At 65.8% G+C, this 14,028-nt stretch carries 15 protein-coding genes; 5 read left to right on the forward strand and 10 right to left on the reverse strand.

What is annotated here, in order from left to right; all coding sequences use genetic code 11:
- Nucleotides 1-82: 82 nt before the first annotated feature.
- On the forward strand, nucleotides 83-829 hold the full coding sequence (locus IEW58_RS07085) for a thioredoxin domain-containing protein (protein WP_188644490.1): 747 nt from the start codon (nucleotides 83-85) through the stop codon (nucleotides 827-829).
- A gap of 27 nt (nucleotides 830-856) precedes the next feature.
- The gene (locus IEW58_RS07090) at nucleotides 857-4,282 is read left to right on the forward strand and encodes an AAA family ATPase (RefSeq protein ID WP_188644491.1); all 3,426 of its coding nucleotides are present in this window, start codon (nucleotides 857-859) and stop codon (nucleotides 4,280-4,282) included.
- 155 nt (nucleotides 4,283-4,437) lie between these two features.
- Here IEW58_RS07090 and IEW58_RS07095 read toward each other — a convergent pair whose 3' ends face one another.
- The 5 genes from IEW58_RS07095 to rpmF form a co-directional block, all read right to left on the reverse strand.
- Nucleotides 4,438-4,839, reverse strand: a complete 402-nt coding sequence (locus IEW58_RS07095; protein ID WP_188644492.1) for a MerR family transcriptional regulator — start codon at nucleotides 4,837-4,839, stop codon at nucleotides 4,438-4,440.
- A 22-nt stretch (nucleotides 4,840-4,861) separates the two neighbouring features.
- Nucleotides 4,862-5,161, reverse strand: a complete 300-nt coding sequence (locus IEW58_RS07100) for an integration host factor subunit alpha (RefSeq protein ID WP_188644493.1) — start codon at nucleotides 5,159-5,161, stop codon at nucleotides 4,862-4,864.
- A 101-nt stretch (nucleotides 5,162-5,262) separates the two neighbouring features.
- On the reverse strand, nucleotides 5,263-6,228 hold the full coding sequence (locus IEW58_RS07105; protein WP_308419261.1) for a beta-ketoacyl-ACP synthase III: 966 nt from the start codon (nucleotides 6,226-6,228) through the stop codon (nucleotides 5,263-5,265).
- Nucleotides 6,225-7,337, reverse strand: a complete 1,113-nt coding sequence (gene plsX / locus IEW58_RS07110; RefSeq protein WP_188644494.1) for a phosphate acyltransferase PlsX — start codon at nucleotides 7,335-7,337, stop codon at nucleotides 6,225-6,227. The genes IEW58_RS07105 and plsX overlap by 4 nt, the downstream gene beginning before the upstream one ends.
- 25 nt (nucleotides 7,338-7,362) lie before the next feature.
- A complete protein-coding gene (rpmF, locus tag IEW58_RS07115) occupies nucleotides 7,363-7,542 on the reverse strand; it encodes a 50S ribosomal protein L32 (protein ID WP_188644495.1) in 180 nt (59 codons plus the stop codon).
- Nucleotides 7,543-7,756: 214 nt separating this feature from the next.
- Between rpmF and IEW58_RS07120 the strand changes: the two genes are divergently transcribed.
- Nucleotides 7,757-8,149 (forward strand): MAPEG family protein, encoded by a 393-nt coding sequence (locus tag IEW58_RS07120; protein WP_188644496.1) that lies wholly within the window; start codon nucleotides 7,757-7,759, stop codon nucleotides 8,147-8,149.
- Here the strand turns inward: IEW58_RS07120 and IEW58_RS07125 are convergent.
- The 3 genes from IEW58_RS07125 to IEW58_RS07135 form a co-directional block, all read right to left on the reverse strand.
- A complete protein-coding gene (locus IEW58_RS07125; protein ID WP_188645707.1) occupies nucleotides 8,146-8,787 on the reverse strand; it encodes an MBL fold metallo-hydrolase in 642 nt (213 codons plus the stop codon). The two genes, IEW58_RS07120 and IEW58_RS07125, sit on opposite strands and share 4 nt — an antisense overlap.
- Before the next feature lie 208 nt (nucleotides 8,788-8,995).
- Nucleotides 8,996-9,487, reverse strand: a complete 492-nt coding sequence (locus tag IEW58_RS07130) for a hypothetical protein (RefSeq protein WP_188644497.1) — start codon at nucleotides 9,485-9,487, stop codon at nucleotides 8,996-8,998.
- 272 nt (nucleotides 9,488-9,759) lie between these two features.
- A complete protein-coding gene (locus tag IEW58_RS07135) occupies nucleotides 9,760-10,404 on the reverse strand; it encodes a S24 family peptidase (protein WP_188644498.1) in 645 nt (214 codons plus the stop codon).
- 107 nt (nucleotides 10,405-10,511) lie between these two features.
- Between IEW58_RS07135 and IEW58_RS07140 the strand changes: the two genes are divergently transcribed.
- Both IEW58_RS07140 and IEW58_RS07145 read left to right on the forward strand, forming a co-directional pair.
- Entirely contained in the window at nucleotides 10,512-10,697 is a 186-nt protein-coding gene (locus IEW58_RS07140) for a hypothetical protein (protein WP_126176567.1), read from the forward strand.
- Entirely contained in the window at nucleotides 10,690-11,043 is a 354-nt protein-coding gene (locus IEW58_RS07145) for a hypothetical protein (RefSeq protein WP_229658482.1), read from the forward strand. Before IEW58_RS07140 ends, IEW58_RS07145 begins: the two co-directional genes overlap by 8 nt.
- Before the next feature lie 52 nt (nucleotides 11,044-11,095).
- Here IEW58_RS07145 and IEW58_RS07150 read toward each other — a convergent pair whose 3' ends face one another.
- Both IEW58_RS07150 and IEW58_RS07155 read right to left on the reverse strand, forming a co-directional pair.
- Entirely contained in the window at nucleotides 11,096-12,532 is a 1,437-nt protein-coding gene (locus tag IEW58_RS07150; protein ID WP_188645709.1) for an aldehyde dehydrogenase family protein, read from the reverse strand.
- Between the two features lie 12 nt (nucleotides 12,533-12,544).
- Nucleotides 12,545-14,014: an MFS transporter gene (locus IEW58_RS07155; protein WP_229658483.1), complete on the reverse strand. Its 1,470-nt coding sequence runs from the start codon at nucleotides 14,012-14,014 to the stop codon at nucleotides 12,545-12,547.
- Between the last annotated feature and the right edge of the window lie 14 nt (nucleotides 14,015-14,028).

The raw sequence follows: 14,028 nt of genomic DNA on the forward strand, positions 1-14,028 counted from the left end.
GCCTGTGGAAACAAACCGGGCGCGCTTCACCGCAGCCCTGCAAGAGTCTACCTTTCCCGCAAGTCATCAGAAGAGATCCTGCATGAAACGCTTCCGCCTCGCCTCGTTCGCCATCGTCGCCACCCTTGCTCTTGCAGGGTGCAATTCGAAGGATACGCCGAAGGAAGGCGAAGTCGCGGAAGGCAAGCCGATCGCGGCGATCCCCGCTCCGGAAGGACAGGCATGGTCCGATGTCGCTTCCTTCACCCCCGAAGGCGGCGTGGTCGAAGGTAACCCCAACGCGCCGATAAAGCTGGTGGAATACGCCAGCCATACCTGCAGCCACTGTGCCGAGTTCTCGGAAAACGCGAGCGAGGCGCTGCGCACCAAGTACGTCGACAGCGGTCGGGTGAGCTACGAAATCCGCAACCAGATCCACGATCCGATCGACCTGACCTTTGCCGTCCTGGCGCGTTGCGCGGGGCCGGAGGCGTTCCATGCCCTGGCGGAACAGGGTTGGGGCAATCTCAAGCCGATGTTCGATGCGGTCAACGCAAACAGCGGCGCGATGGAGGCCGCCATGAAGGCGCAGGGCCCTGCCCGCTTTGACGGCATCGCCCAAGGCGCCGGCCTCTACGATTTCTTCGCCCAGCGCGGCATCTCGCGCGATCAGGCCAAGGCCTGCCTCGCCAAGACCGACACCGCGACAAAGATCGCCGCAGATTCGGACAAGCAATCGTCCGAGCTCGACGTGACGGGCACCCCGTGGTTCTTCATCAATGGCGCCAGCGTCGGCACTCAGACCTGGCAGACGCTCGAACCCATGATCCAGCGCGCCGGCGCCCGGTAACGAACCGGCGGGGACGAAAACCCGGCCATGCGCATCCGTCGACTGAAGCTCAGCGGTTTCAAGAGCTTCGTCGAGCCGTCGGAACTGCGCATCGAGCCGGGCCTGACCGGGGTAGTCGGGCCTAACGGCTGCGGGAAGTCCAACCTGCTTGAAGCGATCCGCTGGGTGATGGGCGAGAACTCGCCCAAGTCGATGCGCTCGGGCGGGATGGACGATGTCATCTTCGCCGGCACCGCCAGCCGTCCGCCGCGCGACTTCGCCGAGGTCGTGCTGCAGGGAAACAGCGGGGATGGCGAGGAACTCGAAGTCGTGCGCCGGATCGAGCGCGGGGCCGGCAGCGCTTACCGCGTCAACGGACGCGACGTGCGAGCCAAGGACGTCGCGCTGACCTTTGCCGACGCCGCGACCGGCGCGCATTCGCCCGCCCTTGTGAGCCAGGGCAAGATTGCGCAGGTCATCGCCGCCAAGCCTGCCGAACGGCGAATGATGCTCGAAGAGGCCGCCGGGATCGCAGGCCTGCATGTGCGCCGGCGCGATGCCGAGGGAAAGCTTCGCCAGACCGAGGCGAACCTCGCGCGTCTCGAAGACCTGATGGCGGGTCTCGACAGCCAGATCGCCAGCCTGCGCCGCCAGGCGCGCCAGGCCGAACGCTACAAGGCGCTGTCGGAAGAAATCAGGCTGGCCGAGGCCCGCCTGCTGTTCGCGCGCTGGCGTGACGCTGCCGCGGCAGCCGAGGCTGCGCGGGCTGAGGCCAAGGCAGCCGAACAGCGTGTGTCCGGTGCGCAGGACGCGGCCGGTGCCGCGCAGAGGGCCCAGGCCAGCGCCGCGCAAACCCTCGCCCAGGCGCGCGACGTCCTCGCCGACAGGCGGGACGATGCCAATGCCCACGGGCATCGCATGGCGGCGTTGTCCAGCCAGCTTGAAGCTGCGGAGCAACGGCTAAGCGACCTGGAACGCCAGCGGAGACGGCTGGAGCAGGATCGCGGCGACGCCGACCGCCTGACGCGGGATGCTGCGGACGCGCTCGCCCGACTGGACCGGGAAGCGGCCGCAAGCGCGGCAGCCCTCGCCGCTGACGAAGCGCGCCGCCCGGGCCTCGTCGCGAAGCTGGAAGACGCCGATCGCGCCGCGCGCACCGCAGAGCTCGCGCTCGCCAAGGCGACCGCGGATCACGCCGGCCTCGAAGCCGAATGGCGCGTCGCGGAGGCCGAAGTCACGCAAGCCGCCGCCCGTCTTGCGCGGGTGGAAACAGAAATCCGGCGCGTCGAGGAAGGGCGCGCCGCTCTCGATCGTGCCGGCGATCCTGTCATCGCGGTCAACGAGGCCCGGGCAAATGCCGAACAAGCGACCGATGAAGTCGCCCGCCGCGGCATGGCGCTCGAAACGAAGCGGGCCGGCGCCGACGGCTTGCGGTCCGCGCGGGACGAAGCCGCGAGCGCGCTGTCCGCCGCCCGTGCCGAGTTCACCGGCGTGGAGCGCGAGTTCTCCGCCCTCGATCGTGATCGCCAGGCTCGCGCCAAGCAGGCTGCCAATCGCCACGGCCTGCCGCCCGCGCTGGACCGTGTGCGCGCCGCACCGGGCTACGAACGGGCACTCGCCGCAGTGCTGGGCCGCGATGCCAAGGCCCCGCTGGGTTCGCCCGGAAGCGAGATAGAAGGACGGTTCTGGACGGGCTCCAAAACGCCCGAGCCGGTGCCCGACACGCTCGCGCGCCACGTACTGAAGTGCCCTGCGGAACTCGCGGCGCGGCTCGCGCTGGTTCACGTGGTGCCGAATGACGACGGGCGCCTGCTCCGCCCGGGCGAATGGTTGGTCACGATCGCGGGCGCCTTGCGGCGATGGGATGGATTCGTCGCGCGGGGAGAAGGCGCGGCCGAGGCAGCGCGCCTTGAAGCCGAAAATCGCCTGACCGAACTGGAGGGGCTGCTTCCCCCGCTCAAGGCCGCGCTTGCCGAAGCGCAAGAAAACCAGGCTCGCGCTCAGGAGGAGCTTTCGCGGCTCCAGCAGGAGCTGGTTGCCGACGATCGCGATCTCCAAGGTGCGGTGGAGCGAGAGCGCGCCGCTCTTCGCAGGCTCGATCAGGCCGAAGCGGAGCGTGAGCGCCACGCTGCGAGACTGGCCGAGCTGGAAACGATCAGGACGGACCTGGGCAAGCAGCAGGCGGCGGCCAAGGTGGACTTGGGAGCCACGGAAGCGAGGCGCGCCGCTCTCCCCCCGACCGACGCCGGGCGCAGGTCGCTGGACGCCGCGCGGGATCGGCACGACGCGGCGCGAAGGACCTTCCAGTCAGCGTCCGCGGATATTGCCGCGCACGATCAGGCAATCGCCATCGCGCGCGAGCGAACGGCGGCGCAGCGCGCGGAAATGGCAAGCTGGCAGGCGCGCTCGAGCGAGGCGGCGCGGCGTCTCGGAGACATGGCGCGGCGGTTCGAGGAAATCGAAGAAGAACGCGCGGTGGTGGCCGCAAAGCCCGCATCGCTCATGCTCGAGATCGAGCAAGGCGAGAGCGTCCGCGCGCGGATCTCGCACGAACTCGCAGAAGCGGAAGGCGCGGTAGCCGAAGCTCAGGCCAGCGCACAAGCCGCCGACCGGGTCCTCGCCGAATCGACGGAGGCGCTTGCCGCGGCCCGGGAGAGCCGTGCGGGTCTCTCGGCACGGGCCGAAAGCGAGGAGCAGCGCCGCGACGAGATGAACCGCATTTCGGGCGAGCGCTTCCAGTGCCCCCCGCCCCTGCTGGTGAGCCGGTTCGGCTTCGCCGCCGAGGATGTGCGCAATGCTGGCCTTGAATCGGAGGAAATGGACCGGCTGGTCGCCTCGCGCGAGCGGATCGGCCCAGTGAATCTCGTCGCCGCCGAGGAACTGGCGCGAATCGAGCAGGAGCACGGCACGAGCGCGGAGGAGCAGGCGGAGTTAGTCGAAGCGGTCAACCGCCTGCGCGGGTCGATCGGCAACCTGAACCGTGAGGGTCGCGAACGACTCCGCGCTGCGTTCGAACAGGTCGACCAGCATTTCCGCCGGTTGTTCACCCGCTTGTTCGAGGGCGGCCAGGCGCACCTAGCGCTGGTGGACAGCGACGATCCGCTCGATGCGGGTCTCGAGATCTTCGCTCAGCCGCCGGGCAAGCGTTTGCAGTCGCTAACTTTGCTGTCTGGCGGGGAGCAGGCACTCACCGCGATCGCGCTGATTTTCGCACTGTTCCTTACCAACCCCGCGCCTATTTGCGTGCTCGACGAGGTCGACGCGCCGCTCGACGATGCCAACATCGACCGTTTCTGCGACCTGCTGGATTCCATGGTCGCGGAAACGGACACCCGCTATCTCATCGTCACTCACAACGCGGTGACGATGAGCCGGATGCACCGCCTTTTCGGGGTAACGATGGTCGAGCGAGGGGTCAGCCGGCTGGTCAGCGTCGACCTTGGCGCGGCAGAGGAACTGCTCGCCGCGGAATGAGGTCAGCGACACAGCGCGTCCCGATCAACGCGCCGCGTCCGTCCGAAACCCTTCTCGATGGTGGACCGGCGGGGTCTCAGACCTGGGGGACGGAAGCGGCATGGGATCGCGCACATGACAGCGCCGGCCCAGAGTCGTTTCGGCACACGAGGTGGTCAGAATTCGAGCGCGTCCGCCAGAGTAGTGCGGATGGCGCGCAGCCTCTCGACCAATTCGGGCGGCACCGCGTCGTGGGCCGTGGCGGCCTCGGGAGCGGTTCGCTGTTCTCGGGCTTCTCCCGATGGGCTCGCGCCCGGGGACGTGCGAAAATCCTTCAGCGCAGTCCGCGCACCGCGCAGTGTATATCCCTCGCGGTTCACGAGGCGGTCGATCTCGCGCACCAGAGCCACGTCCTCAGGACGATAGTAGCGGCGCCCGCCGCTGCGCTTGAGCGGCCGGAGATTTGGAAACTGCTCTTCCCAATACCGAAGGACGTGGGCCTTGATGCCGAGCGCCTCGCCCAGTTCACCGATCGTGCGCAGCGCACCCTCGTCCTTGCCGTCGTCGAAGCCCGCCATCCGCTAATCCTGCTCCCGGCCCTCAGCCCTTCGCCACTCGCTCCTTGAGCAGCTGGCTGGCGCGGAAAGTCATCACACGCCGGGGAGTGATGGGCACTTCCACGCCCGTCTTGGGATTACGGCCGATCCGCTCGCGCTTTTCGCGCAGCACGAAAGTGCCGAAACCCGAAATCTTCACGTTCTCGCCCCGCGACATCGCCTCGCACATATGACGAAGGACCGCCTCGACCAGGTCGAGCGCTTCCGCGCGCGAAAAGCCCAGCTTGCGGTTGATCATGTCCGCGAGGTCTGCGCGGGTCAGAGTGCTTACCGAGCGCGTCATGGCGGCTGTTCTCCTGCATAACGGAGCGACCCGGTGATTGCCGCTATGCTAGCGAATTTTCCGCTTAGCGCAATGCTTTATGCGCAGGATTTCCCAATCCGCTATATGCGAACGAGGCTGGCGCCCCAGGTAAACCCGCCGCCCATCGCCTCAAGCATGACCAGATCGCCCGGCTTGATGCGGCCATCGCGCACCGCGGCGTCGAAGGCGAGCGGCACGGATGCGGCCGAGGTGTTGGCGTGACGATCGACGGTGACCACGACTTTCTCGGGCGGGAGCCCGAGCTTGCGGGCGGTGGCGTCGAGAATCCGCGCGTTTGCCTGGTGTGGCACGACCCAATCTATGTCGGTCGCGGCAAAACCGGTTTCGGCGAGCACGGTTTCAAGGACCGAGGCGAGATTGGTCACCGCGTGACGAAAGACCTCGCGCCCTTTCATCCGGACCTTGCCGACCGTACCCGTCGTGGACGGCCCGCCATCGACATAGAGAAGCTCATTATGCGCGCCATCGGCATGCAGCTTGCTGTAGATGACACCGGGCCCGTCTTCGCCGACGTCGCGGGCTTCGAGAATCATCGCGCCGGCACCGTCGCCGAACAGGACGCAGGTAGTGCGGTCCTCCCAGTCAAGGATGCGGCTGAAGGTCTCCGCGCCGATTACCAGCGCGCGTTTGGAAAGACCGGTTCTGAGCATCGAGTCGGCGGTCGCCAGCGCGTAGAGAAAGCCCGAACATACCGCGGCGACATCGAACGCTACCCCTCCGTGGCAACCCAGCAGGTCCTGCACCTTGGTAGCGGTCGCGGGAAACGTCTGGTCCGGGGTGGCAGTGGCGAGGACGATCAGGCCGACGTCGCCCGGGCCAAGCGATGCGGCTTCGAGAGCTGCCCGCGCGGCTTCGGCGGCGAGGGTCGCAGTCGTCTCCCCCTCGCCCGCGATGTAGCGATTGCGGATGCCGGTTCGCTCGACGATCCATTCATCGCTGGTATCGACCATCTGCGCCATTTCGGCGTTGGACACCGCGCGCTTCGGCAGCGCCGAGCCCGATCCTACGATGACCGAGCGGATCACGCGCCTTGCCCTTCGCTCGTGTCAGCTTCGGCTTCGGCCTCGCGGTCGACCTTCCCGGCGGCGTTCGCGCGGGCGCTGCTGCGCAACCGCGTTTCGCCGAGCTCGGCGAGGTCGGCGGAGATGCGGTGCGTCAGGTCTTCCTCCAGCAAGCGGGCGGCGACCGTCACGGCGTTGGCCACTCCGGTCGCGTTGGCGCTGCCGTGGCTTTTTACCACCACGCCGTTGAGGCCAAGGAATACCGCCCCGTTGTGATTGTTCGGATCGAGGTGATGCTTGAGCAACTCGGTGGCGGGTCGAGAGACGAGAAATCCGATCTTGGATCGCAGCGAGCTGGTGAACGCGTTGCGCAACAAGTCCGTCACGAAGCGCGCGGCACCCTCGATCGCCTTCAGCGCGATGTTGCCGGAAAAGCCGTCGGTCACGACCACGTCACAGAACCCGCGATTGATCTTGTCCGCCTCGATGAAACCGTCGAAGCTCAGCGCGAGACCGGTGGCGGCGCGCAGGCGCTGGGTGGCTTCCTGCAGCTGCTCGGTGCCCTTGGTTTCCTCGGTGCCGATATTCAGAAGACGGACGCGCGGCGCCTCGCGCCCGGTGACGATGCGGGAATAGGCCGCGCCCATGATGGCGAACTGGACGAGGTTGCGCGCATCGCACTCGGTATTGGCGCCGAGATCGAGCATGATGACGTCGTTTTCGCCCAGGCTGGGCATCAACGCCGCCAGCGCAGGCCGGTCAATGCCCTTGATGGTGCGCAGCGAGAGCTTGCTCATCGCCATCAGCGCGCCGGTGTTGCCCGCGCTGACCGCGGCGCCCGCATGGCCCTGTTTAACCGCATTGACTGCGAGACCCATGCTGGTGGTCTTGGCGCGGCGCAGTGCGGCGGTCGGCTTCTCGTCTCCGGAAACCACATCGTCGCAGTGAAGTATCTCGGAAGCGCCACGCATCTGCGGATGCGCATCGAGCGCGGCCTTGATCCGCGGCTCGTCGCCCACCAGCAGGAACTTGAACTTGTCGTGCCGGCGCCGCGCGAGGGCGGCGCCAGAAATCATCGTCTGCACGCCCTCATCGCCGCCCATCGCATCGACGGCGATACGGGGCAGTGTCATGACAGCGCGACCCGTCTACCGGCCGTCAGAGGCCGACGGCGATGACTTCGCGGCCGTTGTAGTGACCGCAGTGGCCGCACAGGTTGTGCGGACGCTTCAGCTCGCCACAGTTGCTGCACTCGTGATGCGCTTCGACCTTGAGAGCGTCGTGCGACCGGCGCATGCCCCGGCGAGAGGGCGAAGTCTTTCTTTTGGGGACAGCCATTGCGGCACCTGTTCCAGTGATATCGTTCGATTGACGGGCGCTCTAGGCCAACGCCCCGCAGCGCACAACCCATGCGGGCGGGCACGCTTCACGGAACCCAGCCTTCGCGGGAAGGCGCGGCCTATAGCGAAATTCGCGCGCGTTGCAAGCGCGCGCCACTGTGCTAGCTGACCTGCCGGATCGCATCGATATTCTTCGGGGAGTTATGGGGCTGATGATCCTTCCGGTTACGCTAACCGCCGCTGCCGCGGCTGCCGTCATCAACATCTGGCTCTCGATGCGGATCGGCCGCCTGCGCATGGCGCACAAGATTTCCATCGGCGACGACGCCGGCGGTCCGCTCACCGCGCGAATGCGCGCGCAGCTCAATTTCGTGGAGAATACCGCCTTCGTGCTGGTGCTCATCGCAGCGATCGAGCTGTCGGGCAAAGGGGGCCTGTGGCTATCCTGGGTTGCCGCGATCTACATGCTCGGGCGCGTGGCGCACGGTCTGGGCATGGACGGCGGAGCGCTCGGCAAGGGGCGCTCGATCGGCACGGCGATCACCATGCTGACCCAACTGGGACTAGCGGTAGTGGCGGTGCTGATCGCGCTCGGGCAGTTCTAGCTTAGAGCGTAGTCGCTGACGAAGGCGTTCGTCTGCCGTTCGCGGCCGAAAGTGCTGGTCGGGCCATGACCAGGGATGAAGGTCACGTCGTTGCCCAGCGGCCATAGCTTCCGGGTAATGGCGTCGATAAGATCCTGGTGATTGCCCATCGGGAAATCGGTCCGGCCGATCGATCCCTGGAACAGAACGTCCCCGACGATCGCGAAGTTCGACGGGCGGTGGAAGAACACCACGTGCCCGGGAGTGTGGCCCGGGCAGTGGATTACCTCCAGCGTCAGGTCGCCGACAGTCACGGTGTCGCCATCGAGCAGCCAGCGATCAGGCTCGAACACTTCGGCCTGCATCCCGTACTTGCCGCCGTCCTCACCCAGCCGGCTGATCCAGAACCGGTCGGCTTCGTGGGGACCCTCGATCGGCAGGCCAAGTTCCCTGGCCAGCATTCCCGCCTGCCCGCAGTGATCGAGATGGCCATGGGTGACGAGCAGCTTTTCCAGCGTCACACCGGCCTTGGCCACGGCCGCCTTGAGCCGATCCAGGTCGCCACCGGGATCGACCAGCGCCCCCTTCATCGTCCGGGTACACCAGATCAGCGAGCAGTTCTGTTGCAGCGGTGTCACCGGGATGATCGCGGCGCGCATCGGCGGTTGCTGAGTGTCGTTCATGGAGCGAAGAAGTGGCCGTGCCGGGCCGCGAATGCAAGTAAGCGCGGCGCGCCCCCGCAGGTCCTGCTGGCCCGAAGAGACGCGGCACAAGGGTCGCATTGGCAACCCAGGCAAGGAGCTGGCGACGCGCTTTCGGCGGAATAGCAAAGGTGGCGGAGAACTGTCCTCCCCCACCCCCGCCTGCTTAGAAGCCGCCGGCGACTGCGAGCGATACGACCGGGCTGGGTAGCCCGCTCTGGGCCCAGCGGCTGTTGCGCTGGGCCGCCCGCTCCCTCGCCTCCGCTAGCATTTTTTCGAGGTCGTACTGGTTGTCGGCCACGATCACGGCGGCCTCGATCAGCTGGTTCGGCCTGGCCCCGTTGAACAGGGGATACAGCGTGCGGATCTTCCCGACAGTCTGGCGCCCCACGCGATCGAGGTTCGGCTTGCGCTCACTCGAAGCGACTGTCTTGATGTTCTGGGGCTTGCCGTTTTCGTCGCAGTTGAAGCGGACGTAGGTGATGCCCGTCTCGCTGCGCGATAGATCCACCCGCCCCATTGCCCTGTCGAGGCTGCGTGAGGCGTTCTGGACCCAGGAGGTGAAGGACGGGTTTGCCGTTACCGTCATCTCGGGTTGTCTGGCGGGCGCGGACGCGGCGATGCACGCCGCCGCCGCGGCTAAGACGAACTTGTTCATGGTTGCAGTTCCCTTTGCTCGGCCAAAAAATGGCGCTGACCAGCGGGTCGAGCGACTCGTGCGACCCTTATGAGAACCGTTGGTCCAACAACCTTTTCCCCTATGCCGAGGCGGAATCGCAACTCCGCGACTCGAATGGAGAGCAAATTTCGTTCTATGTGACTACGTCTCTGGACATAATAATTTCGTGTTTCTTGCATTGACGGACATTTCGTCACTCTCTGTAGGGATGGCCACTGGGCAAGATTTACAAGTTTCAGAACTGAGCCGGATCACAGCCGACCGCTTTTCCAGACGACTCGGCCGACAATCTCGACTTCTTCCAGAGCCACCTCGATCGGCGGGTAGGCATAATTCTGGCTGAGGAGGGTTGCCCGGCCGGGTCCGGCCGTCGCCAAGCGCTTCACGAGCAGCGCATCGCCGATGCGGACCACGTGGATGCCGTCCCGCAACGCACGTTGCGCCCGGTCGACGAGAATCTCATCGCCATCGTGAAGCACGGGCTCCATTGAATCACCCTGTACGCGGATTGCGGAAAGCCGCGCGTTGGCAAGACCCTGGTCGCGTAGCCAGCGCCTGGAGAACCGAAAGCTGTCGAACGGCGCCTCGTCGCCGGTCAAGGCTCCTGGACCCGCCGCCGCGCCGAGTGGCAGGCGAGGGACTTCGATCCATTCGCTGCGAGACGAAGGCGCGTAGGAATTTTCCTCGCCTGCCCCCAGCTCCGATTCGGGCACTGCGAAGAATTGTGCCAATGCGCGGCGATCCGCCTCTTCCAGCTTACGTGGGCTGCCCTTGCGAATAAACTGCTGCAAGTAACTGGAATTACGTCCGATCATCTCCGACAAACTCGCCAGGCTTACGTTTCTCGCGCGTGCGAGATCGTGAAGCGTGCGGCGAGGATCGACTGATAAGGGCATTTCCATCTTTCCTTCCTACGCGTAGGATTTTTCCTAGACAAGTAGGATTTGAGCCGCAAGCTAGGGGCCTCGATCGCAAAACGAGTCGCAGCGCATCGGGGAGTCGCATGTTAATTCGCACCATCGAGAAGTTCCTCCGCGAGCATCAAATGCCCGCCACCAAGTTCGGCCGGCTGGCCGCCAACGATCCGCGCCTGGTGCTCGACCTGAGAATGGGCCGAGAGCCGCGCTCCGCCATGCGTTCTCGTGTGGAACATTTCATGAACAAATACCGGGAGACCATTCATGTTTGACCGCCAGCCGCCCGCGCCGCCAAGCTTGCGCAACCGCCGCACGACGGGCGAACGCCTTCGCGATGCACTGCTGGAAATCGCCGGCTCCAAGGCCATCATTCTGGCGCACCGCGAAAAGAGCTGGGCGAGCATCACCTTTGCCGGCTCCCGCCACAGCATTGAACTTGGGTTCGAAGGCAGAGAAGCGGTGCACGCAGGCGAGCAGTTCATTGTCACCCTGCCCGATCACGAGTTCGGCATTCCAGGCCGACTGGTAGCGGAGGCGGCCGTGGTCGAGGCCGTTCATCGGCTCGACCCGCCTTCCCTGCGGGTAACCTGCGATCTGCTACTGCTGGAGGACGCCTGAACCCTTCGATCCAGTTTCAATCAAGACAGTGGCCCATGCGGTCCACGGATGGTCACAGACGCCGGATGACCAGGTTCCTGATCTCGCTCATGTCCTCCATCGCGAAGCGGATGCCTTCGCGGCCGAGGCCTGAATCCTTCACCCCGCCGTACGGCATGTTGTCCACCCGGTAGCTCGGCACGTCGTTCACGACGATCCCGCCGACGTCGAGCGTGTCCCACGCGTCGAGCACCTGGTGGATATCGCGGGTGAAGATGCCCGCCTGTAGTCCGAAGCGGCTGTCGTTGACCTGCGCCAGCGCCTCGTCCCAGTCCGAAAAGCGCGAGAGGTTGGCAAGCGGGCCGAACGCTTCTTCGCGGTTTGCCTTGGAATCCATTGGCACGCCTTCGAGCAGCGTCGCCTCCAGCATCGCGCCGTTGCGCTTTCCGCCGCACAGGAGTGTCGCCCCCGCTTCGATCGCATCATCGATCCACGTCTTGAGGCGGGTGGCCTCCTTTTCAGAGATCATCGGTCCGATGAAAGTGTCGCGGTCGTGGGGATTGCCGGCCACCAGCGTTTTCGCTCTGGCGACCAGCATCTCCTTGAAACGGTCGTACACGCTGTCGTGGATCAGGATGCGCTGCACCCCGATGCAGCTCTGGCCCGACTGGTAGAACGCGCCGAACACGATCCGCTCCAGCGCGTGGTCGAGGTCCGCATCCCTGTCGACGATCACCGCCGCATTGCCCCCGAGTTCAAGCACGACCTTCTTCTTGCCCGCCCGCGCCTTGAGGTCCCAACCCACCCCCGGCGAGCCGGTGAAGGAGAGCAGCTTCAATCGCTCGTCGGTCGTGAACATGTCGGCCCCGTCCCGGTGGGCGGGCAGTATCGAGAACGCCCCTTCGGGTAAGACGTCGCACTCGGCCAGCACTTCGCCCATGATGATCGCTCCGAGTGGCGTAAGCGAGGCCGGCTTCATCACGAACGGACAGCCCATGGCGATCGCTGGGGCGATCTTGTGCGCAGCGAGATTGAGCGGAAAGTTGAACGGCGAAATGAAGCTGCACGGCCCGATCGGCACGCGCTTCCACATACCCATGTAGCCCTTGGCACGGGGAGAAATGTCCAGCGGCTGGATCTCGCCGTAGTTTCGGGTCGCCTCCTCGCTCGCGATGCGGAAGGTGTCGATCAGGCGGGTCACCTCGCCCTCCGCATCGCGGATCGGCTTGCCTGCCTCGACGCACAGGGCATACGCCAGCTCATCGAAACGCTCGCGAAAGCGGGCCACGCAATGGTCGAGCACGCCCTGCTTCTCGTAGCTCGCCAGCCGGGCCATCGGCTCGGCCGCGCGGACCGCGCCGGCGATTGCCTCCTCGATGACGTCAGGGGTCGCCAGCGCGGTGCGGAAGGCGACTTCGCCGGTGAACTTGTCGGTTACCGCCAGATCGGTGTTCGGCTGCACTGCCTTGTTGTTGAGGTAGAGCGGATAGGTGTCCTTGAGTTTGGTCATCATGGCCCTCGGTTAACTGGAAAGCTGGACGGTTCGCCCGCCGCGCACGAAAGCCAGGCCGGCCAGCCCCACTGCCAGCAGGAACACGATCGAGGCGAAGCCCCACTGCTGGCTCTGGGTCAGGCGTGTGACGAGACTGACCAACCCGGGGGCGAGCCAGGCGGTTGCGACGCCGGACAAGGCATAGACGCCGAAGAACGCGCCGGTCTGCTCTGGCGGGGTAAGCCGAGTCAGCGCGGTGCGCGACGAGGCATACTGGGCCGTGATGAAGATGGCATTGTTGAACCCGATCAGAAGGTAGAGAAGGTCCGGCAATGTCCGGTACACCGGCCCGTCCCACAGCGGCGGGTGCGCGGCGCTGTCCCACGACCAGAAATAGAGGATCGTGTCGGGCTTCATGCCGAGCAGCGCGACCAGGCTGATCATCGTCATGCCGATCTCGATCATCAGGGCGTTCCGCGGGCCGACCGCATGGTCGAGCCAGCGGCCGACCTGTCCGCCGAGCACCGCCACCACGCTGAGGACGATGCCGGTGATCAGCAGGTCGAGTGCCCCCCACCCCATCACCCCGGCGGCCAGCACCCCGAAGAAGAAAAGAACGCCGTTCATCCCGTCGTAGAAGAACATGCGCGAAACGAGATATACGACCGCATCGCGGTTGCGGCGCACCGTGGCGATCATCCGCACGATGTCACCGAATCCTTCGCGAACCGCGCGCAGCACCGGCACGCCGGTTCGGGGCGTGTCGGGCGTGAACAGGAACAGCGGCGCCGCGCCGAGCGCCAGCAGGCCAGCGGCGAGCAAGGCGACGACCCGTTCCGGTTCGTGCAGCGCCGGATCGAAGCCGAACAACGGCTGCGCGGGAACCCAGCCCCAGTCCACCTTCCCCGGCAGCGCGAAGGCCCAGGCGGTAAAGCCGAGGGCGAGGACCGAGGCCGCATTCCCCAGCGACAGCGCAAGGCCGGACGCGGCGTGCACGTTCCTCAAGCCAACGGCCCGCACCAGCATCGCGTTATGGAAGACCTCCGACCACGCGAAGAGCACGCCGATGACCAGCGTTACCGTCATCGTCATCGCGATGGTCAAACCCGTCCCGTCAGGCTTGGCCCACCACAGCAGTGCGATGAGCGGCACCATCGCCGCGACGATCAGGCCCAGTCCCGGCTTGCGCGGACCGAGCTTGTCGAGCGCCGCGCCGAGCAGCGGCCCGGTCAGCATGACGATCCAGCCGGCGTACTGGGCATAGCGCGCGATCAATTCCTGCCCGCGCACCGGATCGCCCACCATCGACGCCGAGACGTAGGGCATGAAAATGTAGATCGTGATGAGGATGACGTACGGGTCGCGCCCGCCCTCGAACACGGCCCATGAAATACCGCCCCTGTCGAGGCGCCCGTGAGCTTCCGGTTCCGCTTCGGCAATAATCGGTTCGACCACGACCGAGGCCGGGCCGAGTGTTTCGGGAAGCGTGTGTTCGTTCAAGCGACCTCTCCTCC

Origin of the sequence: Tsuneonella deserti, assembly GCF_014644315.1 — a bacterium.
Lineage (GTDB): Bacteria > Pseudomonadota > Alphaproteobacteria > Sphingomonadales > Sphingomonadaceae > Tsuneonella > Tsuneonella deserti.